22 protein-coding genes and 2 tRNA genes are annotated in these 21,564 nt (G+C 59.3%); 16 read left to right on the plus strand and 8 right to left on the minus strand.

The annotated features are described in order from the left end of the window. The first annotated feature begins 26 nt into the window (after positions 1-26). The 4 genes from BLO50_RS11985 to BLO50_RS12000 all read left to right on the plus strand — a co-directional run bounded on the left by BLO50_RS11985 (position 27) and on the right by BLO50_RS12000 (position 3,521). Positions 27-395: an antitoxin Xre/MbcA/ParS toxin-binding domain-containing protein gene (locus tag BLO50_RS11985; RefSeq protein ID WP_090252932.1), complete on the plus strand. Its 369-nt coding sequence runs from the start codon at positions 27-29 to the stop codon at positions 393-395. A gap of 45 nt (positions 396-440) precedes the next feature. Beyond that, on the plus strand, positions 441-1,193 hold the full coding sequence (locus tag BLO50_RS11990; protein ID WP_090252935.1) for an RES family NAD+ phosphorylase: 753 nt from the start codon (positions 441-443) through the stop codon (positions 1,191-1,193). A 381-nt stretch (positions 1,194-1,574) separates the two neighbouring features. Continuing rightward, positions 1,575-1,979, plus strand: a complete 405-nt coding sequence (locus BLO50_RS11995; protein ID WP_090252938.1) for a tetratricopeptide repeat protein — start codon at positions 1,575-1,577, stop codon at positions 1,977-1,979. A gap of 177 nt (positions 1,980-2,156) precedes the next feature. After that, positions 2,157-3,521, plus strand: a complete 1,365-nt coding sequence (locus tag BLO50_RS12000) for a DNA recombination protein RmuC (RefSeq protein ID WP_167354467.1) — start codon at positions 2,157-2,159, stop codon at positions 3,519-3,521. 27 nt (positions 3,522-3,548) lie between these two features. Here BLO50_RS12000 and BLO50_RS12005 read toward each other — a convergent pair whose 3' ends face one another. From BLO50_RS12005 to BLO50_RS12015, 3 genes are all read right to left on the minus strand, one after another. Next, positions 3,549-4,439 (minus strand): metal-dependent hydrolase, encoded by an 891-nt coding sequence (locus BLO50_RS12005; protein ID WP_090252943.1) that lies wholly within the window; start codon positions 4,437-4,439, stop codon positions 3,549-3,551. Between the two features lie 14 nt (positions 4,440-4,453). Beyond that, complete coding sequence (locus BLO50_RS12010; RefSeq protein WP_090252946.1) at positions 4,454-5,410, minus strand: alpha/beta fold hydrolase; 957 nt, start codon at positions 5,408-5,410, stop codon at positions 4,454-4,456. A 302-nt stretch (positions 5,411-5,712) separates the two neighbouring features. Further along, positions 5,713-6,972 (minus strand): MgtC/SapB family protein, encoded by a 1,260-nt coding sequence (locus tag BLO50_RS12015; RefSeq protein ID WP_090252949.1) that lies wholly within the window; start codon positions 6,970-6,972, stop codon positions 5,713-5,715. 148 nt (positions 6,973-7,120) lie between these two features. Between BLO50_RS12015 and BLO50_RS12020 the strand changes: the two genes are divergently transcribed. From BLO50_RS12020 to BLO50_RS12030, 3 genes are all read left to right on the plus strand, one after another. Beyond that, positions 7,121-7,834, plus strand: a complete 714-nt coding sequence (locus BLO50_RS12020; protein ID WP_090252951.1) for an AzlC family ABC transporter permease — start codon at positions 7,121-7,123, stop codon at positions 7,832-7,834. Continuing rightward, positions 7,834-8,163: an AzlD domain-containing protein gene (locus BLO50_RS12025; RefSeq protein WP_090252953.1), complete on the plus strand. Its 330-nt coding sequence runs from the start codon at positions 7,834-7,836 to the stop codon at positions 8,161-8,163. Before BLO50_RS12020 ends, BLO50_RS12025 begins: the two co-directional genes overlap by 1 nt. Before the next feature lie 117 nt (positions 8,164-8,280). Further along, on the plus strand, positions 8,281-10,155 hold the full coding sequence (locus tag BLO50_RS12030; protein ID WP_090252955.1) for an MFS transporter: 1,875 nt from the start codon (positions 8,281-8,283) through the stop codon (positions 10,153-10,155). Positions 10,156-10,212: 57 nt separating this feature from the next. Here the strand turns inward: BLO50_RS12030 and sugE are convergent, their stop codons facing one another. Next, a complete protein-coding gene (sugE, locus tag BLO50_RS12035; RefSeq protein ID WP_090252958.1) occupies positions 10,213-10,527 on the minus strand; it encodes a quaternary ammonium compound efflux SMR transporter SugE in 315 nt (104 codons plus the stop codon). Positions 10,528-10,692: 165 nt separating this feature from the next. After that, the gene (rdgC, locus tag BLO50_RS12040; protein ID WP_090252960.1) at positions 10,693-11,613 is read right to left on the minus strand and encodes a recombination-associated protein RdgC; all 921 of its coding nucleotides are present in this window, start codon (positions 11,611-11,613) and stop codon (positions 10,693-10,695) included. Positions 11,614-11,879: 266 nt separating this feature from the next. Between rdgC and BLO50_RS12045 the strand changes: the two genes are divergently transcribed. The 4 genes from BLO50_RS12045 (at position 11,880) to BLO50_RS12060 (ending at position 13,776) form a co-directional block, all read left to right on the plus strand. Then, positions 11,880-11,955: transfer RNA gene (locus BLO50_RS12045), tRNA-Val, on the plus strand. A gap of 21 nt (positions 11,956-11,976) precedes the next feature. Beyond that, a tRNA-Asp gene (locus BLO50_RS12050) sits at positions 11,977-12,053 on the plus strand. Positions 12,054-12,243: 190 nt separating this feature from the next. Beyond that, positions 12,244-12,951, plus strand: coding sequence for a BamJ family beta-barrel-assembly machinery protein (bamJ, locus tag BLO50_RS12055; protein WP_090252963.1), 708 nt, complete (start codon positions 12,244-12,246; stop codon positions 12,949-12,951). Positions 12,952-13,320: 369 nt separating this feature from the next. After that, positions 13,321-13,776 carry a YkvA family protein gene (locus tag BLO50_RS12060; RefSeq protein WP_090252965.1) on the plus strand — a complete coding sequence of 152 codons (456 nt, stop codon included), beginning with the start codon at positions 13,321-13,323 and terminating at the stop codon, positions 13,774-13,776. A gap of 18 nt (positions 13,777-13,794) precedes the next feature. On the opposite strand, the gene BLO50_RS12065 is transcribed toward BLO50_RS12060, so the two are convergent. Next, a complete protein-coding gene (locus BLO50_RS12065; protein WP_090254099.1) occupies positions 13,795-14,427 on the minus strand; it encodes a substrate-binding periplasmic protein in 633 nt (210 codons plus the stop codon). 223 nt (positions 14,428-14,650) lie between these two features. Here BLO50_RS12065 and BLO50_RS12070 point away from each other — a divergent pair, with 223 nt between their 5' ends. From BLO50_RS12070 to BLO50_RS12080, 3 genes are read left to right on the plus strand one after another with little or no spacing between them, the layout of a single operon-like run. After that, positions 14,651-14,971 (plus strand): helix-turn-helix domain-containing protein, encoded by a 321-nt coding sequence (locus BLO50_RS12070; protein ID WP_090252968.1) that lies wholly within the window; start codon positions 14,651-14,653, stop codon positions 14,969-14,971. Further along, the gene (locus BLO50_RS12075) at positions 14,968-15,333 is read left to right on the plus strand and encodes a hypothetical protein (protein WP_090252971.1); all 366 of its coding nucleotides are present in this window, start codon (positions 14,968-14,970) and stop codon (positions 15,331-15,333) included. The genes BLO50_RS12070 and BLO50_RS12075 overlap by 4 nt, the downstream gene beginning before the upstream one ends. Next, positions 15,333-15,803, plus strand: a complete 471-nt coding sequence (locus BLO50_RS12080; RefSeq protein WP_090252975.1) for an SEL1-like repeat protein — start codon at positions 15,333-15,335, stop codon at positions 15,801-15,803. The genes BLO50_RS12075 and BLO50_RS12080 overlap by 1 nt, the downstream gene beginning before the upstream one ends. A 21-nt stretch (positions 15,804-15,824) precedes the next feature. Here BLO50_RS12080 and BLO50_RS12085 read toward each other — a convergent pair whose 3' ends face one another. Both BLO50_RS12085 and BLO50_RS12090 read right to left on the minus strand, forming a co-directional pair. Continuing rightward, positions 15,825-17,585: a bifunctional diguanylate cyclase/phosphodiesterase gene (locus BLO50_RS12085; protein ID WP_090252977.1), complete on the minus strand. Its 1,761-nt coding sequence runs from the start codon at positions 17,583-17,585 to the stop codon at positions 15,825-15,827. Between the two features lie 94 nt (positions 17,586-17,679). Beyond that, complete coding sequence (locus BLO50_RS12090) at positions 17,680-19,761, minus strand: carboxy terminal-processing peptidase (RefSeq protein WP_244152882.1); 2,082 nt, start codon at positions 19,759-19,761, stop codon at positions 17,680-17,682. Positions 19,762-19,888: 127 nt separating this feature from the next. Here BLO50_RS12090 and BLO50_RS12095 point away from each other — a divergent pair, with 127 nt between their 5' ends. Together BLO50_RS12095 and ahpC are read left to right on the plus strand one after the other, a co-directional pair. Further along, positions 19,889-20,854, plus strand: a complete 966-nt coding sequence (locus BLO50_RS12095; RefSeq protein ID WP_090252984.1) for an NAD(P)H-quinone oxidoreductase — start codon at positions 19,889-19,891, stop codon at positions 20,852-20,854. A 116-nt stretch (positions 20,855-20,970) separates the two neighbouring features. Continuing rightward, positions 20,971-21,534 (plus strand): alkyl hydroperoxide reductase subunit C, encoded by a 564-nt coding sequence (gene ahpC, locus BLO50_RS12100; protein ID WP_090252986.1) that lies wholly within the window; start codon positions 20,971-20,973, stop codon positions 21,532-21,534. The last annotated feature ends 30 nt before the right edge of the window (positions 21,535-21,564 follow it).

The raw sequence follows: 21,564 nt of genomic DNA on the forward strand, positions 1-21,564 counted from the left end.
AGACATTGTGAAAGTAGGAGGCCGTGATGAGCGCATTGATTCGACCGGTTGCCGACGCCGATGCAGTGCTGGCCAAGGCGCTGCTCAATACCCGTGAACAGCTGGGCCTGACTCAGCAGGAGCTGGCGGACATCATTGGCGTACACCGTACGGCCATCTCGCGCTGGGCTGATGGTGGCCTGCGCGTGCACAGCAAGACCGGTGAGCTGGCCCTGCTGTTGGTCCGTGTATACCGCTCACTGTTTGCCCTGTTTGGCGGCAATTTGCCGGATATGCAGCATTTTCTGCGCACCGACAACCGCCATCTGGATGCACCGCCCTTATCCCTGATGATGCAGGTGCAGGGGTTGGTGCGGGTGGTGGAGTATCTCGATGCGATTCGTGGCAAAGGCTAGAGCGCGCAGCACCCAACAATAATAAAAGTTAAGGACAACGCCACCATGGATATCTGGCAACACTGCCAAGGCCCGGCTCAGATAAAACCGCTGCGTGGACGTCTGGTGCGTCTGGTCGAGAGCCAGGCCCAGGTCGCCACTCTGCAACTGGTTGATACCCTTGCCGAACAGGCGCTGCTCGAAGAGCTGCTGGAAACCAGCAAACCGCCGCTGCCGCAGAGCGCCGAACCGCTGCATTACCTGCTGAAAACCCCGTTCCGTTATCCACCGCTGCGCTGGGGCTCGCGCTTTGGTTCGGTGCATGAGCCGAGCCTGTTCTATGGCGCGCTGCGTATCGACACTGCCATGGCCGAGGCGGCGTATTACCGCTTTCTGCTCTGGGATGGCATGAGCATCGCGCCGCCCAGCGGGCGCATCCTTTCCGAGCATTGCACCTTCGAGGCGCGCTATCAGGTTGAGCGCGGTATTCAGTTGCAGCATCCGCCGTTTACGGACTTCCAAGCTGAGCTGAGTCACGCCAGTGCTTATCAACCGTGCCAGGCCCTAGGCGCGGCGATGCGCGGATCAGGTGTTGAGGCGTTTGAATACCGGTCGGCGCGCTGTCCGCTGCAAGGCAATAACGTGGCGCTGTTTGTGCCCGCTGCGTTGGTGGAGAAGCGCCCGCGTAATTTGTTGAGCTGGTTATGCGAAACCACCGGCGACTATGTGGCATTCAAGAATGCCCAGGTTCCGGATACTCCCAGAGTCTTTCGTCTCGACGCCTATCAAGTGGAGGGACGCCTGCCACGTCCGGCCTAGACAGGGCGGCTTTTTCAGGGCGTTTTGCCCTGAAAAAGGGCAGTGCGACGGCGTGACGCAGCAACTTGTGCACAATTGCGATGCGCCTTGTCAAGCAAGATGCAGTGCTTGACGTAAACCCTTGATTCTTTTTATTGATTTTATAAGTCAATGAAATATATGGATTTTTTACGCTGGTGAAAAAATCACCAGTTTGACCTTGGGCCCCACGCCATAGGCGCTGAGGCCGCTTGCTCCCATGTTATCCACGAAGTTATCCACAGCTTCTGTGGATTAACCCGAGCGCTTGCTCTAGACCGCCAGTCAGCGCCTTTTTGCAAGACTTTACCTGGCTGAAAAAAGGAGTAGAGTTGCGCGCCTTCCCGGCTACCGCTGCTTTTTATGCCTCGCGCAATCACTCGACTACCTATCGCTTCAACCTCGGTTCCTCGCCTGCCCACCCGTGTGGCGCTCTGGCTACTGGACAGTCCTCGCTTTGGTCATGCCCCTAGCGTCAAACGCTTTGCTGGTCATCTGCTTAAGCAGCCTGCTTTGCAGGGTGTGGTGCAGGCGCAGAGTCGACTGGGGCAGATGCTTTGTCGTGATTGCGGCAACCCGCGTGATCGGCGCATTGGTTTTGAGCTGCTACGCCAGGCCGCCCGCGCCGGCGATATGGGCGCCCAGCTGGAACTCGGCCAGCTCTATAACCAGCCGCGTAACAATGAACCGCAGCAGGCCCGCCATTGGCTGGAGCTGGCTGCAGGGCAGGGTTCGCTAGAGGCGCGGCAACTGCTTAAACAGCTCTGACGCAGTTTGGAGTACTGGTTATACTGCCAGTACTTTTCTGCGGAGCTGCTTATGCCCATCGATCTCTTCACCGCACTGGCACCAGCGTTGCTCGGTTTTGCCGCCGCAGCACTTCCTCTTCTATATATGGCCTGGTCGCTGCAACGCCGTTTGGCCAGTCAGCAGCTGGAATTCAGCCTGCTACAAGAGCGTCTGAATAATGCGCAGCTGGCTCAGACCGGCCTGACGGCGCAGCTGGATGATTGCCGCGAGGAAGTCGCCGAGATCAGCGAGATCAAGGCCGATCAGCAAGCTGAACTGGCGGCGCTGCGTCGTGAGGCCGACTTGCTGCAACAGGAGCGGCAGATCGCCCGCGAATCCGCCCAGGCCTGGGTCACTCATCGCGAGCAGCAAGAAGCTGAAATCCGCCGCCTGGATGCCCAGCGTGCGGCCCTGAGCGCCGAACTTAAAGAACAGCAGGACAGCCATCAGCAGCGCCTGAGCGACCTGCAGGGCTCGCGCGATGAGCTGCGCGCGCAATTTGCCGAGCTGGCCGGGAAGATCTTCGATGAGCGCGAGCAGCGTTTTGCCGAGACCAGCCAGCAGCAGCTTGGCCAGTTGCTCGATCCGCTTAAGGAGCGCATTCAGTCCTTCGAAAAGCGTGTGGAAGAAAGCTATCAACAGGAAGCCCGTGAACGCTTTTCCCTGGGCAAGGAGCTGGAGCGCCTGCAACAGCTCAACCAGCGCCTGGGCGATGAGGCGACTAACCTGACCCGTGCGCTCAAGGGCCAGAAAACTCAGGGCAACTGGGGTGAATTGGTGCTGGAGCGCGTACTGGAACACGCCGGCCTGGAGAAGGGGCGCGAGTACCAGACCCAGGTCAGCCTGAAGAGCGCCGATGGCGAACGCTTCCAGCCGGATGTGCTGATTCAGTTGCCCGGCGATAAGCAAGTGGTGGTGGACGCCAAGGTCAGTCTCACCGCGTACCAGCAATATATTGCTGCCGAAGATGATGCCAGCCGCCAGCTGTCGCTCAAGCAGCATGTGTTGTCACTGCGCAGCCACCTGAAGGGCTTGTCGCTCAAGGATTACCAGCGCCTGGAAGGCCTGCATAGCCTGGATTTTGTCCTGCTCTTCGTGCCGATCGAAGCAGCCTTCGCCGCAGCATTACAGGCCGATCCGGGCCTGTTTCAGGAGGCCTTCGACCAACATATCGTGATCGTCAGTCCGACCACGCTGTTGGCTACCCTGCGGGTGATCGACAGCCTGTGGCGGCAGGAGCGACAGAGCCAGAACGCCCGCGAGATTGCCGAGCGCGCCGGCGCGCTGTACGACAAGTTCGTCGCCTTTATTCAGGACCTGGATGAAATGGGCGCTCGCCTGCAGCAACTGGACAAGGCCTATGCCGGCGCGCGCAACAAGCTCTGCGACGGGCGCGGCAATATCATCAGCCGGGTGGAAAACCTCAAACTGCTCGGTGCCCGCGCCAGCAAGAGCCTGCCTGTCGAGTTGCTCGAACAGGCGGCCGGGGTGATGGTGCTGGATGATGAGGCGGCCGAGTAGGGCGCGCTACTGTTGGTTGACGAGCTATCAGGCCGTGACCTGGGTTTTTTCTGCTGCCGCGCGTTGCGCCGCCGGTGAGTTGGCCAGGTAGTCCAGCGCCACGCGGATATCGCCTTCGCTGCGTGGGTGATAGCTGGGGTTGAAATAGCGCAACACTGAACGGCCGATACTGCCCATGCGCGGCAGCAAGCCGCGCTTGCCCAGGTGGTACCACAGGCGCAGAAAGCCTGGACGGTAACGAGTGACCGGGTCCTGGCACATCATGGTTTTCATCCCGGTGCTGAACAGGAAGATCAGCGCGGGCGTGGCAATCAGCATATACACCCAGCGCATCAGCAGGCTGCCGCCGATATGCACGTGCAGGTCGTGGGCCACGCTGCGGTGTTCGACTTCCTCTGCGCCGTGCCAGCGCAGCAGATCGAGCATCACCGGGTCGGCATGGTCGAGGCTGCGGGTGGTGATAATCCAGTCGCCCAGTACGCAGGTGAAGTGTTCCACCGCGGCGATCAGCCCGACTCGCTGACGCAGCCACCAGGGCTGCAGAAAGCGGCTGATGGCGTTATCGCCCAGCGGGTGGTCGCACAGTACCCGCTCGAATAGCCAGTGGATCGGTCCGGTGAACGGCGTTGGGTCGATGCCGTGGCGCAGCAGGTAGGGCGTCAGCGCGCTGTCGTGGGCGCGGGCGTGCTGTGCTTCCTGTTTGACGAAGCCTTGTACGTCCTCGCGTAGTTGCGGGTCGCTGACCAGAGGCAGGGCCTTGTTGTAGACCCGGCAGAACCAGAACTCGCCGGCCGGCAGGATCAGATGCAGGCTGTTCATGATAAGCGAGGCTTCCGGCTCGTTCGGCACCCAGTGCAGCGGCGTGTTGGCAAAGTCGAAACGTACTTTGCGTTGCTGCAGGCGGTGCTGTTCGCTCATCTCGATTCTCCTTATCAACCCGCCAGATTGCGTCGGGCGGGTGCGTTGCTGCCTGCCTTGCTGTGAATGTGGGCGGTGAATTCTCGCAGCCAGGCTGCCAGTTGTTGTGGCTCGGCCAGCAGCTGCCAGTGCCCGGCATTTACCTCGCGCCGCTGCAGCTTGGGTGCCCAGTGCTGTAGTTGGTCGAACAGTTGCGGGCGCACAAAGCGGTCGCGGGTCGGCACGATCAACTGCACAGGCACCTGGGTGTGGCGCAGGCGCGGCGTGAACAGGCTGCGGATAAAGTTGGCGCGGTACAGCTTGACCCCGTGTACCCCATCGGAGCGCTGGCTGCTGCTGATCGGCACATTACGTAGCCCTTCGATTTTGCGCAGCAGCTGGGGCCAGGCGCGGTCCAGGCCCAGGCGCCAGGTCAGCTCGGGCAGCAGCGGAGTGTGAAACAGTGCGATATACCAAGAGCTGAGCAACTGACCGAGCACCTGCAGCAGCGCGCGCGGAGTCTTCTGCTTGAGCGTGTCGCGCATCCAGTGGCCGACATGGTCCAGGCAGGGCCCGGAGATGCTGGTGTAGGAGGCCAGCAATGGCTGAATACGCGGCTCGGTGACCGCTTCCCAGGCCTGAATCGAGCCCCAGTCGTGGGCCACCAGATGTACCGGCTGATCGGGGCTGAGGGCCTTTATCACCGCCTCCAGATCATTCGCCAGTTTCTCCAGGTGATAGTCCAGGCGCTTGCGTGGAATATCCGATGCGCCAAAGCCGCGCACGTCGTAGGCGATGATCTGATAGTCAGCGGCCAACTCGCGTACCAAGGGTAGCCAGATTTCGTGGTTGTCCGGGTAGCCATGCACCAGCAACAGAGTTGGCCCGCTTGGGTTGCCCCAGCGATAGGTCGCCAGCTGCACGCCATCACCCTGAATCCACAGCTGTTCGGCCTGCAGCTCTTTATATGGCAGCACTGCTGGTGCGTTCATACGACTGCCCGATGCAGAGCGAGCGTTAGTGAGTAGCGCTGGGTGATAAAGGCGAGGTCAATGGGCATGCGGCGTCTCCGGATTGTCATGGCTGACCGTTACATCATTTGATGTCACGGGCAGTGTTGGACGCTCGGGAGGTATCTGCCTAGCCAACTTTTTGGCTAACAGCAGAGCCTGTTACGGTGTTACTGAGGAAGCTGAAAGCTTTCTACAATGCGGCTGTGCGCGGGTTTACGTGGGCAGATGAGCCGCTTGGCAAAGCAAATCCAGCCCTTGGTTGGGGCGTTTTACAGGGGCGGCTATGCGAGCAGCAGTAATGCCGTCGCGCCGGCCAGCAGACCGGCAGCCATTACCGGCAGGGTCATCAGCGCCAGCTTGCGGCCACCGATCAGCGCGACCAGAAAGCCTTTGACCAGGCTGTTGCTTAGCGCAGCGAGAAAGATGCCCTGTACCGCTACCTGAGCATGCAATTCGCCCTTGGCGCTGCGGGCCAGCGACAGGGTGATGGCATCCACATCGGCCAGCCCCGAGATCAGCGCCACCAGATAAATGCCGACATCGCCCAGCCAGTGCTGCGCACCTTCGACCATCAAGAGAATCAATGCGAGCAGCGCGGCAAAGCGCAGGGCGGGGACCAGCTCGAAGGGGTTTTTCAGCGGTGGTTCGGCCTGTTCTTCGCTTTCCGCTCCGGCGCGGCGGTAGTACAGCAGCGCGCCTGTGGCGTATACCAGTGCGGCAATACCTAAAGGCCAGGCCAGCTGTGGCAGCAGACTGGCGTTGACCAGGCCGACTTCCAGCAGCACGCGTGGAAACATCAGCGCCGAGGTGGCGAGCAGGCCGCAGGCGAGGATTGCTTGCAGATTGCGCCCCTGAGCCAGGCGAGCCAGGGTCACGGTCATTGCAGTGGAAGACACCACGCCGCCCAGTAGCGCAGTGAACAGCAGGCCGTGGCGCGTGCCCACCAGGCGAATCGCCACATAGGCGGCAAAGCCGATACTGGCGATCAACACCACCATCCACCAGATGACGTAGGGGTTGAAGGCTTGCCAGGGGCCGTAGCCTTGGTTGGGCAGCGCGGGCAGCAGCACCAGGGAAATAAACAGCAGCTTCAGTGCGCCGGACAGCTCTGCCTCGCTGAGGCGTTGTAGGGCACCGTGCAGCGATTGCTTGAGGCTTAGCAGCAGTGCCACCGCCACTGCGCCGGCTGCGGCCAGGCCGGCATAACCGGCCATGGCCAGGCTGCCGAGGATAAAGGTGATCAGCAGCGCGACTTCGCTGGTCAGGCCCAGGTCGCCCTGGCGTTGCTGCTCACTAAAGTATGACGCCGCCACCAGAATGGCGAAGCCGGTGAAGATCACCGCCCAGGCGATCACGCCAAAGTGCTCACCGAGCAGCATGGCAAAGGCACCGAGCAGGCTGCTCAGGGCGAAGGTACGAATCCCTGCAGCCAGCTGACTGTCCTCGGTATGGCGGCCCTGCCAGCCGCGTTCGGCACCGATCAACAGGCCGGCGGCCAGGGCACTGGCAAAATTCAGCAAGGTGTCGAGGGCTTCTGGCATGGGGCTGTCCTGAGCGAAGAGTGCTGGCAGTTTAGCCAGCGGGCACCTGGTTGTATTGTTGCAGGTCAGTCTGCGCTGTCATCGCTGCGCAAGATTGTTCAAGACGGCGCGGCCGGGATGCGCCAGGCTATGCAGCAAAGGAGGGCGTATGAGCCGTTTGCAGCAGTTTCTCTATGGGGGTCGTGACAGCATTCCGATGATTGTCGGCATTCTGCCGTTCGGTCTGATTTATGGCGCGTTGGCCAGTCTGGCTGGGCTTAGCCTGGGGCAGGCGCTGGGCATGTCGCTGCTGGTATATGCCGGCTCCGCGCAGTTTATTGCCATCAGCCTGCTGACCCTGGGCAGCGGCGCGGCGGTGATTCTGCTCACCACCTTGGTGGTCAATCTGCGTCATGTGCTCTACAGCGCGGCGCTGCAGCCCTATATCGGCAAGCTTTCGCAGCGCTGGCGGGTGCCGCTGGCGTTTGGTTTGACCGATGAGACCTTTGCCGTGGTGCAGCGGCGTTATCTGGCGCGCGGCATGACTGAGCACGGCCAGTGGTACCACGCCGGCGTGGCGCTGGCGTTGTACCTGTCCTGGGTGTCCAGCTCGCTGGTGGGTGCATTGTTTGGTCAGAGCGTGCCGAACCTGGCGGGTTGGGGGCTGGACTTCGCCATGCTGGCGACCTTTATCGGCATTGTGGTGCCGGCGCTGCGCAATCAACCGCAGATTGCTGCAGCTCTGGTAGCCGGTGCGGTGGCGCTGCTGTGCCACGCATGGCCCTACAAGCTGGGGCTGATGGCGGCCGCACTCAGCGGCATTGCGGTCGGCGTGTGGCTGGAGCGCTGCAAAACGCCGGTGACTGTCGAGGAGGGCGCGTGATGGATATCTGGCTGCTGATTCTCGGCATGGCGCTGATCACCTTTGCGATTCGCTACAGCCTGTTTGCCTTTCCCGATATGCGTTTCCCTCCGTTGGTGCGCCAAGGGCTGCAGTACGTGCCGACGGCGGTGCTGAGCGCCATCGTGCTGCCGGGCATGCTGATCCCCGATGGCCAGCAGTGGGCGTTCAGCCTGGATAATGCCTACCTGTTGGCGGGCCTGGCGACTATTGCCATTGCCGCGCTGACTCGGCATTTGTTAGCAACTATTGGTGGCGGCCTTCTGGTGTTCTTTGTTCTGCGTGGCTTGCTCGGGCAGTTGCCGTTGTAAGAGCGGGTTATTTGCTGAAAGTGCGGGAAAAAGCATGCTTGGCTGTGGCTTTGTCGGGTGTTCTTGCAGTCAAATGCCTGACAACTCGCTTGGCCACTGCAGACAGGTACACGGACGATGACCGAACATTCTCAATTCACATTGCTGGGTAAAAAGCGCTTTTTGCCGTTTTTCATCACCCAGCTGCTGGGTGCTTTCAACGACAACATCTTCAAGCAATCACTGATTCTCGCCATTCTGTTCAAGATCAGCTCTGGGGCCGACAAGGCCTTGCTGATCAACCTCTGTGCGTTGCTGTTTATCCTGCCGTTCTTCCTGTTCTCGGCCCTCGGCGGCCAGTTTGGTGAGAAGTTCGCCAAAGACTCGCTGATTCGCAAGATCAAGTTCGCCGAGATCGTGATCATGCTGCTTGGCGCCGTCGGTGTGCTGCTCGGCAATCTGCCAATGATGCTCGCCGTGCTGTTTGCCATGGGTACGCAGTCGGCGTTGTTTGGTCCTGTGAAGTATTCGATTTTGCCGCAGCACCTTGAAGAACAAGAGCTGGTGGGCGGTAACGCGCTGGTGGAAATGGGCACCTTCCTGGCCATTCTCGCCGGCACCATTGGCGCGGGCATCATCATGGCCAGCAGCGGCTACGCGCATATCGTCGCAGCCTGCGTGGTGTTGGTGGCGGTGTTTGGCTACCTGGCCAGCCGCGGCATTCCTGCGGCATCGGCGGCGATGCCGCAGCTCAAGCTGGATTGGAACATCCTGCGTCAGTCCTGGTTGATCATGAAACTCGGCCTGGGCCAGCGTCCGGCCGTGTCGCGTTCGCTGGTGGGCAACTCCTGGTTCTGGTTTCTCGGCGCGGTGTACCTGACGCAGATTCCGGCCTATGCCAAAGAGTGGCTGTACGGCGATGAAAGCGTGGTCACGCTGATTCTCACTGTGTTCTCGGTGGGTATCGCGCTGGGTTCGATGCTCTGCGAGCGCATGAGTGGGCACAAGGTGGAAATCGGCCTGGTGCCGTTCGGCTCAATCGGCCTGACCCTGTTTGGCATTCTGCTCTGGTGGTTCTCCGGCGGCTTCCCCGAAGCAGCGGTGGCGCATGACTGGCTGGCGGTGCTGAGCATTGGCCAGGCCTGGTGGATTCTCGGCTCGATTCTCGGCATCGGTCTGTTCGGCGGCTTTTATATCGTGCCGCTGTATGCGCTGATCCAGTCGCGCACTGTGGAGCATGAGCGGGCGCGGGTGATTGCCGCCAACAACATCCTCAATGCGCTGTTTATGGTGATCTCGGCGATTGTCTCGATCCTGTTTCTCAGCATTGCCGAGCTGTCGATTCCGCAGCTGTTCCTGACCATTTCGCTGATGAACATCGCGGTCAACAGCTACATCTTCAAGATCGTCCCCGAATTCAGCATGCGTTTTATGATCTGGCTGCTCAGCCACTCGATGTACCGGGTGGAGCACAAGGGGCTGGAGGCGATCCCCGATGAGGGCGCGGCGGTGCTGGTGTGCAACCACGTGTCGTTTGTCGATGCGTTGCTGATCGGCGGCGCGGTGCGCCGTCCGGTGCGCTTTGTCATGTACTACAAGATCTACAACCTGCCGGTGCTCAACTTTATCTTCCGTACCGCCGGCACCGTGCCAATTGCCGGGCGCAACGAAGACCTGTTGATCTACGACGCCGCGTTCAAGAAAATCGCCGAATACCTGCGCAATGGCGAAGTGGTGTGCATCTTCCCAGAGGGCAAGTTGACCACCGATGGCGAACTGAATGAGTTCAAGAATGGCATCGAGCGCATCGTCGAAGCCAACCCGGTGCCGGTGATTCCCATGGCGTTGCAGGGCTTGTGGGGCAGCTTTTTCAGCCGTGATCCGCACAAGGGCTTGTTCAAGCGCCTGTGGTCGCGCATCACCCTTGTGGCCGGTACGCCGGTTGCGCCCGAGCTGGTCAAGCGCGAGTTGCTGCAGGCCCAGGTGGCTGAGTTGCGAGGTGAGCGGCGTTAAACCGCAGATATGAAAATGCCCGCCAATTTGGCGGGCTTTTTTGTGCAGTTTGAGCGGCTAGTGGCTGAGTTTTAGCCCGATCAGGCCGCAAACGATCAGCGCCACGCTGGCGATACGCAGCAGCGTCACAGCCTCGCCAAACAGCATGATGCCGGCAATCACCGTCCCCACAGCGCCGACACCGGTCCAGATTGCATAGGCGGTGCCCAGGGGCAATTCCTTCATGGCCAGGCCAAGCAATGCCAGGCTGACGATGATCGCCGCAACAGTCAGTAGAGTGGGGATAGGGCGGGTAAAGCCGTCGGTGTATTTCAAGCCAACGGCCCAGCCTACTTCGAACAGGCCGGCCAGCAGCAGAATGAACCAGGACATACAAACCTCCAAAAACAAATAGAGGGGCCGTCCCGTGGTGATCACTCGCAGAGTGGTGAGGTCGTCCTCACACTGTGCAGTATTTTGCACATTGGCCGGCGCAGGGCAAGCCGCAGAGGACCAGTGGTCTGTTTCTCTGCGGTTGCTCTACGGGCGTGCAGCGGCTTAGATCCCCTGCGGAATCTCTTCACCGCCCAGGGCTTCGAACAGCGCCGGGAGGAAGTCCACCAAGGTCAGCATCATCAGGGTGAAGCTGGCGTCCTGCTGGCCGAGGTCGTCGTCGCCGCCGTCCTGTTCGGCCTGATCCTGCAGCAGGTCTTCAAAGCGCAGGCGCTTGACCACCAGCTTGTCGTCCAGCATGAAGGACAGCTTGTCCTGCCAGGCCAGGGATAGCTGAGTAACCTGCTTGCCCGAGCTCATGTGCAGCTGGATTTCGTCGCTGGTCAGGTCCTGGCGCTTGCAGCGCACCACGCCGCCATCTTCATGGGTGTCACGCAGCTCGCACTCGTCCAGCACATGGAAGTCCGGAGCGGCTTGCTGCACCTTGACCCAGTCGGTGAGGGTGGCGCTTGGCGCGATCTTCACCGTCAGTGGGCGTACCGGCAGCGAGCCGATGGCTTCACGTAGAGTCGACAGCAAGTCTTCGGCACGCTTGGCGCTGGCCGAGTCGACCAGGATCAGGCCCTGTTTCGGCGCGATGGCGGCGAAGGTAGCGGATTTGCGGATAAAGGCGCGTGGCAGGAAGGTCTGCACGATGTCGTCCTTGAGCTGGTCGCGCTCCTTCTTGTAGACCTTGCGCATCTGCTCGGCTTCGATTTCGTCGACCTTGTCCTTCAGCGCATCGCGCACCACGCTGCCCGGCAGGATGCGTTCTTCCTTGCGTGCGGCGATCAGCAGGAAATCCCCGCTGACGTGTACCAGCGGTGCATCGCCGCCTTTGCCGAAGGGCGCGATAAAACCGTAGGTGCTGAGTTCCTGACTGGCGCACGAGCGGGCCGGTTTGGCTGAGAGGGCCGTTTCAAGTGCCTCGGCATCAAACGGGATGTCCTGGGTGAGGCGATAAACCAGCAGGTTACGAAACCACATAAGAGGGTGTATCTCCATTAACAGACCCGCCGGCAGCGGCAGGTATCACAAGTCGTCAGTACCCTATGCGGGTGCTGTTTCAGGTTGGCCGAAGCGGTATGACCCGTTGCACAACCTGTGCGTTGCATTCGGGGCGCATTATTCCCCCGAGCGGTGCCTGAGGCCAAGTCTGCGCTAAGCCTTTGCTGCATCAATAAAAAATTTTAAAAACAGTGCTTGCCAAGGTGTCGATGGCTCTCTAGAATGCGCCCCACTTCGAGAGTGAAGGGTGATTAGCTCAGCTGGGAGAGCATCTGCCTTACAAGCAGAGGGTCGGCGGTTCGATCCCGTCATCACCCACCAACTCGCTTTTTGAAGTTACGCGCAGCGGTAGTTCAGTCGGTTAGAATACCGGCCTGTCACGCCGGGGGTCGCGGGTTCGAGTCCCGTCCGCTGCGCCATTTTTATTCTCGCTTCATCCCCTCTGTGACATATCGCAATACCTCGCAAAATCCTTTCTGAATAATCAGCTAAACATCTGAACTTATACGCATTTTCTGTCTCCTAACACGGTAGCCAGTGATCGCGGCAGCCTGCTAAGCTCGCGCTTTCACACCATTTGCCCTAGGGCGCACCGGACAAGGAACAAGCATGAAACAGCATCGTTTAGCAGCGGCGGTCGCCCTGGTAGGTTTGGTTCTCGCAGGTTGCGATTCGCAAACCAGCGAAATCACCCTGGAAACCCCAGCACAGAAAGCGTCCTACGGTATCGGCCTGAACATGGGCAAGAGCCTGGCTCAGGAAGGCATGGATGACCTGGATTCCAACGCCGTTGCTCAAGGCATCGAAGACGCCATTGGCAAGAAAGAACAGCGCCTGAAAGACGAAGAGCTGATCGAAGCCTTTGCCTTCCTGCAAAAACGTGCCGAAGAGCGCATGGTTACTCTGAACGAAGAGTCGGCCAAAGCTGGCAAGAAGTTCCTGGAAGACAACGCCAAGCGTGAAGGCGTGACCACCACCGCTTCCGGCCTGCAGTACGAAGTTGTGAAAAAGGCCGACGGCGCTCAGCCGAAAGCCACTGACGTGGTGACTGTTCACTACGAAGGCAAGTTGACCGATGGCAGTGTGTTCGACAGCTCGGTTGAGCGTGGCAGCCCGATTGATCTGCCGGTTAACGGCGTGATCCCGGGTTGGGTTGAAGGCCTGCAGCTGATGCATGTTGGCGAGAAGTACAAGCTGTACATCCCAAGCGAGCTGGCATACGGCGAGCAGAGCCCGACTCCGGCCATTCCAGCCAACTCGGTGCTGGTGTTTGATCTGGAGCTGATTGCGATCAAAGACGCCGCCGCTCAAGAGTAATTTTCAGCGTTTCCTGACAACGCCCCGTCTCGACGGGGCGTTGTCGTTTCTACAGGCTGCTTCGGCACTTTTCGCTTGACTGGAGTGTCTCAGTGGGTGTGTGAAGTGGGGGTGGTGTTACGGTTATGCACATTTCTAAAATCAGCCGTGACGGATTAGGGTAACTTTCTTGCAGAAACCCTTTGCCATTTTTAACTTATTGATTTATATGATTTTTTACTGTGTGGGCAAAAAATGTTCGATCTATGGCGAGGCCGCATGGGCTGGGCGTTTGCCAGGGTTATCGAGAAACTGTTCACAAGGTTATCCACAGCTTTAGTGGATAACCATGGCCAGCCCAGCCCGTGCGCGGGTTGCCGGGAGAAAGCGATGAAAGCACCGAAGAATTTCGCGCGTTACCAGTTTTTAGCCAAGCGTTTCCTCAAGCTTGGACGGTTACCGGCATTGCTATTATCCGTCGCTCGAAAGCGTGAAAAACTTGGCAGCGGCTTTGCGGAATTGGCCGATCAGCTGAAATTGCTGCAGGCGCTTTGCCTGGCTTGGTGGCGCGGTGAGTATCGGGCCATCGACTCGCGTGCCTTAATGGCCGTGGTCGCGGCTTTGGTGTACTTCGTGACGCCGCTGGACGCCATGCCTGACTGGTTGTTTGGCATTGGCCTGGTTGATGATTTGGCAGTGCTGGCCTGGGTGTTGCGTACTTGGCAGGAAGAGTTGAACGCATTTCAGCAATGGCGGGCGAGTCAGGCGCCAGAAATGCTGCGGGTCGTTGAGCGGTTACCGGCGGTGGACGAGTCACAGGCACCGCTGCAAGGCCGCGTAGAGTAGGAGTAGAGGGGTGATGCTTTAGATGTCGTTGAGCATGTGCTTGATCAGGCCTTGATCGCGCAGGCGCAGCAACGTGCTGTCCATGGCTTCGTCGCTCACGGGCAATTGCGGGCTATAGGTGCAGTACATCTCATAGCGCTCGATCACCCAAGGGTTTATTTGCAGTGGTGTATCCGGGTGTTTGGCCATTTCGAAGCGCAGTGAGCGGCGCATGTCGATGATCGCGTCCAGCCGCTGCTTACGCAGCAGGTTAAGCCCTGCTCTGTGGTCGCGAAGATCCTGGCGGATGATCTGCTTACTGGCAAATGCTTGCATGAGCTCATTGTTGTAGACGTAACCCAGCTGGGTTCCGACAGTTTTACCGTGGAGTTCTTGCAGGCCGGTGATTGGCGCGTGTTCACGGTGCAACAGCAGCACGTCCTCTTCGCTGTAGAGTGGGGCTGACCAGTGATAGCGCTCCGGTTTGTCTATCCATTGCGGGTTACTGTTGCAGATCACATGGATACGCCCGCGCTGCATAAATTCATCAATGCGTTTATTTGGCGTTTCGACAAATGCTGCGTCGAAGCCCAGCTGCTGACTGGCCAATTGGCCCAACTGGTAGATGAAGCCACCACGTAGTTGCTGCTCGTGGACATCGACATAGGGCATGCCATCAGCCGTAGCAAAACCCCAGCGCAGCTCATCTGCGCAGGCCCAGCCACCGCAGCTAATCAACAGTATTGTTATCAGTGTGCGCAAACCAGCCCCCAGCAACCGCTTGATAACCTGGTGGCAGTATAGATCACGCTCTTTATCGTGCCGGGCTGTTAAGATGGCCGCCTGTTCTGGAGTTGCCGAGAGTGATGGAAGTGCTCTGCATGGAGGTTTACAGATGAATGTGCAAGTGATCGAGCGCGATGGCCAGCCTGAATATGCAGTGCTGCCCTGGGCGCAGTATCAGGCTTTGCTGCAGGCTGCTGGACAGGTGCCTAAGGCAGCCGCTGTGGTAGCCGATAGCAACAAGCCGACGTTGGATCAGCTGGCAGCCTTGCGTGAGGCCAAAGGTATGAGTGCTGAGCAGCTGGCACGCAATGTCGGCATCAGCCCGCATTACCTGGGCATGATCGAGAGCGGCGAACGCCAGCCCGACGCGGCCATCCAGCGTGCGCTGGCCTGGCATCTTGGTGTCGATGGTTGGGAGGCACAGTCTTGAGCGTGAGCATCAGTCGGCAACACTGGCAGGCGTTGCTCGGCGAGCTTGAAGATGCTCAGCGCCAGCGTCACCTGCTTACCTACCGTGCCTTGATCGAGCGCTTGGCCCTGCCTAGCCCTGCCATGCAGACCTTAGCTGCCGCGCTGGAGCATCTGGCGGCACTGGATGCGCGTGCCGAACGTCCTTTGCGCAGTGCGTTGGTGATCAGTCAGGGAGCCAGTCGCTTGCCGCGTACTGGCTTCTTCGAGTGTGTAAGCCGCTTGGGCCGCTTCAGTGGTGCATCCGATGGCATCGCTGCTGCCTCCTGGCATGCTGCTGAAGTGGCACGTGTGTTCGAGTTCAGCTACCCGGAAGAGGCCTGATGTTCGGCGCGCTGCGAGCCCGTATCGGCTATCTGATTGCGCGCCGCCTGTTCCACTGGAGCGGGTTGGTTAAGCAGCCGCAGGCCTGGCGTTGGATGGAAGGGCAGTTTGCGCGCATGGCTGCGTTGGGCGACACCCAGGCGCAAAGTTTCTATGGGCATATCCTGCTGTTTCGTGGCCAAGGCCTGGGCGCTCGCAACGAGGGTCGACGGTTACTCAGTTTGGCGGCCATGGCTGGCGATGCCAAGGCCGCTTACCAGCTAGGTGTGTTGAGTCTGTCGGGTGATGCTCAGCAGGCAGCAGATGCCGCCAAGGCTGTTGAATGGTGGACGCTGGCTGCGCAGGCGGGGCACCCAGCTGCGGCTTATCGCTTGGCTGAGTTGTACCGCAGCGGTGCGGCGGGTGTTGACGCTGATGCCGTGCAAGCCGAGCATTTCGCGGCGTTATCCAATCGCCTGAGCGGCCTCTGATCCTGCCTCCAGGTACTGCCATCAAGCTGCCGAATCCGCCTGGGTGTCGATGATATGCAGGCTATAGCCCGGCACGGCCTTGGCATGACGCTTGGCCTCTGAGGCCATTGCCGCCAGCTGGCTTGCATCCAATTGCGCACACTGCTCGGGGTGGACGTGAACGACACCTAGAGACAAAGACAGCAGGGCATATTCCTGGCGTTTGCCACTGCGATCATGGGCGATAAAGCAGCCTGCATGCAGGTCTTCTTCACGGTAGAAGCGTCGGCACTGGCTCTGGAAATCCTCCAGTAGGCGATTGAGCCGCGCGCGCCAGTCCTGCGAGCCAAGTACCAAGAGAAAATCATCACCGCCGATGTGGCCGACAAAGTCCCGCGACGGATCAACTCGGTCATTCAGGCACTGCGCCAGGCTCAGCAACACCTCATCACCTTTGGCATAGCCGTAGATGTCATTGAACGGCTTGAAGTTGTCGATATCCACATAGCACACCACCACTTCACGACACTGTTGCAGCAGACGAGTCAGGCACTGCTGGATCGGCACATTGCCCGGCAGCAAGGTCAGCGGATTGGCATAACGGGCCTGCTGGATTTTCAGCTCGGTGATCAGCTTGAGAACATCGATCACCCGGCCGAGCCCGATATAGCCGCCGTCCTCAATGATGATGAAGTCTTCTTCGATGCGTTGGCGGGCGCGGCTGGTGAGCAGGCGGCTGACTTGTTGTAACGACTGGCTGCATTCCACCGCCAGGTAGTCATCACTCATCAGGCGGCTGATCGGTTTGCGGGCGAACAACTCGTTGGCGAAGGGTTTGAGCAAGGCTTCGGCCAGCGAGTGACGGTGAACGATACCGACGGGTTGCTGCGCGGGGTTGAGCACTGCCAGCGAGTTCAGGTTGGCCTGGGCGCGAAACAGTTCCAGCACCTCGCTGGTCGGTGTGCTCAAGGCCACGGCTTGTTGTGTGTTGAGCAGGCCACGCAGGTCGCTGGACTCTTCGCTGAGTGGGCTGCTGCTGGTGGTGCTAGGCAATAGATTGAGGGCATCACGCGGCGGCTGCTCCTGCGGGCGGCAGAGCAGATAACCTTGCAACAGGTCGACACCCATTTCCGCGAGCACGGCCAGCTCCTCGGGCAGTTCGATGCCTTCCGCGATGACCTGGGCACGGGAGGCTTTGGCCATTTTCAGGATCGAGCCGACGAACTCGCGTTTGACCGCATCCTGATGAATGCCGTCGATAAAGTGGCGATCAATCTTTACGTAGTCCGGGCGCAACTCAGACCACAAACGCAGGCTGGAATAACCGGCGCCAAGGTCATCCAGGGCGATGGAAAAGCCCATGGCGCGGTAGTGGTGCAGTGCGGTGTCGAGCAGAGCGAAATCGTCAGTGGGCGATTGCTCGGTCAGTTCAATCACCACTTGGCTTGGCGGAATGCCCAGAGTTTGCAACAGTTGTAAGGTGCGCCCCGGTTGGTGTTTGGGTTCCATCAGCGAGTCGGGCGAGACGTTGAGGAACAGTTTGCCGTCAAGCTTGAGCTGGCTGAATCGCTGGCAGGCATTCTTGCGGCACAGCAACTCCAGTTCGCTCAGGCGGCCTGCGCTGCGCGCCACAGCGAACAGGTTGATCGGCGAGTGCAGGGCACTGTTGGACGGGCCGCGGCTGAGGGCTTCGTAGCCTAGAATGCGTCGTTCGGAGAGCGAAAAAATCGGTTGAAATAAGCTGTGCAGGTCGCCATTGGCGAGGATGGAGTCCAACGCGCTGAACTGCTCGGTGACGATCATGGCGGCTCTCTGTGCATAAAAAACGGGGACTGGCATTACTACCAGTCCCCGCATTTCACGACAGTTTGATGACCCTTTGATGACGCTCGCTGTTTTACTGTTTTGCCAGGCGCGTATTCAAGCCCAAGTAGTCGAGCAGAATGCGTCCGCTTTCAGCGAGGTAGGCGTCATCTTCCGGCTTGGTTTTCTCATCTTCAACCGGCAGGGCGTCTTCGTCTTCTTCCTTTAGTTTGTTCAGGAGCGCTTCACCTTTGGCTTTGCGGCGGCTGTTCTCGATGGCGAGCTGCTGGCCTTCGATATCGGCCTGCTGAGCGCGGCGTTTGCTTTCATTGAGGCTGACGGTGGTTTCTTCCATCAGCTTCTGCGCCAGTTGCAGGCGTTCACGGGCGAAGGTGAAGTCCGGGTTCTGGGCGGTACGGCCTTCAAAACGGCTTTGCAGCTCGGCGAGGAACGGCTTGATTGGGTCCAACTCCGGTTTGATCGCCGGCTTGATGCTGTCCCATGGCAGGGCCTCGGGCAGAGCGCTCTCACCGATTTCCTTGGTGTCCATGATATCCGGGTAGCGAATATCGGGAATCACACCCTGGTGTTGGGTGCTCTGCCCGGATACGCGGTAGAACTTGGCCAGGGTCAGCTTCAGTTCGCCATGGTTGAGCGGCTGGATGGTTTGCACGGTGCCTTTGCCGAAGGTCTGGCCACCGAGAATCAGTGCGCGGTGATAGTCCTGCATCGCGCCGGCGAAAATCTCTGAAGCCGAGGCCGACAGGCGATTGACCAGCACGGCCATGGGGCCTTTGTAGTAGATGCCGGTATTTTCGTCGGCCAGTACGTCAACGCGACCATCGCTGTTGCGTACCAGCACGGTCGGACCCTGGTCGATAAACAGGCCGGTCAGTTCTGTGGCTTCTTGCAGCGAGCCGCCACCGTTGTTGCGCAGGTCAATCACCACGCCGTCAACTTTTTCCTTCTCCAGTTCGGTGAGCAGGCGTTTGACGTCACGGGTGGTGCTTTTGTAGTTCGGGTCGCCGGCACGGAAGGCTTTGAAGTCCAGGTAGAACGCCGGTATTTCGATAACCCCGAGCTTGTAGTCGCGGTTATCGTGCTTGAGTTTGAGAATGGACTTTTTCGCAGCTTGCTCTTCCAGCTTCACAGCCTCACGGGTAATGGCGACAACCTTGCTGGTTTGATCATTTGGCGCATTGCTCGCTGGAATCACCTCCAGGCGCACTTGTGAGCCTTTCGGGCCACGAATCAGCTTGACCACTTCATCCAGACGCCAGCCGATCACGTCGACCATTTCCTTGCTGCCCTGGGCTACACCGATAATTTTGTCGGCGGGTGCGATCTGCTTGCTCTTTTCTGCCGGGCCAGCCGGTACCAAGCGCACAACCTTGACGTGTTCGTTGTCGCTTTGCAGTACGGCGCCAATACCTTCGAGCGACAGGCTCATATTGATATCGAAGTTTTCCGCGTTGTCCGGCGACAGATAGGTGGTATGCGGGTCGTAGGACATGGCAAAGGCGTTGATGTAAGCCTGGAACACGTCTTCACCGCGGGTCTGCTTGAGGCGCGCGAGCTGGTTGTTGTAACGCTTGGTCAGCAGCTCCTGGATCGCTTTGGGCTCTTTGCCGGCGATTTTCAGGCGTAGGACTTCATCTTTAACGCGCTTGCGCCACAGGTCATCGAGCTCGGCAAGATCTTTGACCCAGGGGGCATTCTCGCGGTCAATCAGTAATGTTTCGTCGGTGTTGAAATCGAGCGTGTCGACACCGTTTTCGAGCATATTCAGGGTGAACTGCAGGCGGCTCTGCAAACGCTCCAAGTGACGTTTGTAGATGACGAAGCCTGGCTGCAGGTCGCCGTTTTTCAACAAGTCGTCAAATCGCGTGCGCCATTGATCGAACTCGGCGATATCGGAAGCAGTAAAGTAGCTGCGCGAGGGGTCGAGCATCTTCAGGTAGCCCTGATAGATCTTTTCCGAGCGCTCGTCATTCAGCGGTGGCTTGTTGTAGTGATGGCGCTTCAACAACTCCACGACGTTGAGGCTGGCGATAACCTGTTCGCGGTCAGGCTGCAGGTATTCCCAGGAGTCGTCACTGGTGGTTTTCGCCGCGAGCGGCAGAGCGCTGAGGGCAAACGAAAAGGCGAGGGTGACGCTGAGTAGGGATCGCTTCATGCTAATTCGACGTGTGGGCAGTTGATAACGCATATTAGGCCGTCTTTAAGGGCGCCAGGTTCCATCGGCGCAATGCAAAAGCCCGGCGGCAGCGCCGGGCTCGGTTCAAATGCACTATGGAGGCAGCGTGAAGGCATTGCAAGGCGTTGAAGGCCGTGTGGAATGGGCGCAACACCCCACGCCGGCCTGTGATGTAGGGGAAATTCGCATCCGTGTAGCGGCTGCCGGGTTGAATCGTGCCGACTTGTTACAGCAGGCTGGGCTTTATCCGCCTCCGCCTGGCGCCAGCGAGGTGCTTGGGTTGGAATGCGCCGGTATCGTCAGCGAGGTGGGTGCCGGTTGCGACTGGAAAGTAGGCGACAGGGTGTGCGCGCTGTTGAGCGGCGGCGGTATGGCCGAAGAGGTCGTGGTTGATGCACGGCACGCCTTGCCGGTGCCCGAAGGCATGACGCTGGCCGAAGCGGCAGCGTTGCCGGAGGTGTACGCCACAGCCTGGCTCAATCTGTTCCAGCTGGCAGCGTTGAAGCCCGGGCAGAAGGTGCTACTGCATGCCGGTGCCAGTGGCGTAGGTTCGGCAGCCATTCAATTGTGTAAAGCCTTTGGCAGCCCTTGCTGGGTCAGCGTCGGCTCTGCTGAACGGCTGACCTACTGTGAAAGCCTGGGCGCTCAGGGCGGGGTACTGCGCGGCGAAGAGCAGCTACAGGCCCTGCGCGATTTTGCTCCGTTCGATGTCATTCTCGATCCGGTAGGTGGTAGCTACGCCGCGCTTAACCTGGATTTGCTGGCTGTGGATGGCCGCTGGGTAAACATCGGCTTGCTCGGCGGACGCAAGGCTGAGATCGATCTGGCGGTGGTATTGGGCAAGCGCATTGCGTTGATCGGCTCGACCCTGCGCAATCGTGATGAGCAATTCAAGGCTGATCAGTTGCGCGATTTGCAGCAATTTGTCTGGCCGCTTTTCGCCGAAGGGCGCCTTAAGCCGCAACTTCAGCAGGCTTATGCGCTCAAAGATGTCGAGGCCGCCTTTGCTGCGTTGGCGAGCAATCAGGTCAACGGCAAGCTGGTGCTGGTCATAGACTCAACCTTGGAGTGAAGCCTAGGGTCGATTGGCTTAATCAATCGGAATCATGGCGGCAATCAATAAGCTTTTTTTGCACAAGGCGCTAAGATGCGCCCTGTAAATTTCTAACCCTCAACAAGGAATCAGAGATGAATCTCATCAACACCCAAGTTCAACCGTTCAAGGCCAACGCTTTCCACAACGGCAAATTCATCGAAGTGACCGAGCAGTCCCTGAAAGGCCAGTGGTCGGTACTGATCTTCATGCCAGCTGCCTTCACCTTCAACTGCCCGACTGAGATCGAAGACGCTGCCAACAATTACGCTGCGTTCCGCGATGCCGGCACTGAAGTTTACATCGTCACCACCGACACCCATTTCTCCCACAAAGTCTGGCACGAAACTTCGCCAGCTGTAGGCAAGGCTCAGTTCCCGCTGGTTGGTGATCCAACCCACGCTCTGACCCGCGCTTTCGGCGTGCACATCGAAGAAGAAGGCTTGGCCCTGCGTGGCACCTTCCTGATCAACCCGGAAGGCGTGATCAAGACCGTTGAAATCCACTCCAACGAAATCGCTCGTGACGTGTCGGAAACCCTGCGCAAGCTGAAAGCTGCTCAGTACACCGCTGCTCACCCAGGCGAAGTGTGCCCAGCCAAGTGGAAAGAAGGCGAGAAGACTCTGGCTCCTTCCCTGGACCTGGTTGGCAAGATCTAAACTTGCCAATACCCCCCTGGGCTAAGGCTC

Source organism: Pseudomonas peli (assembly GCF_900099645.1).
GTDB lineage: Bacteria > Pseudomonadota > Gammaproteobacteria > Pseudomonadales > Pseudomonadaceae > Aquipseudomonas > Aquipseudomonas peli.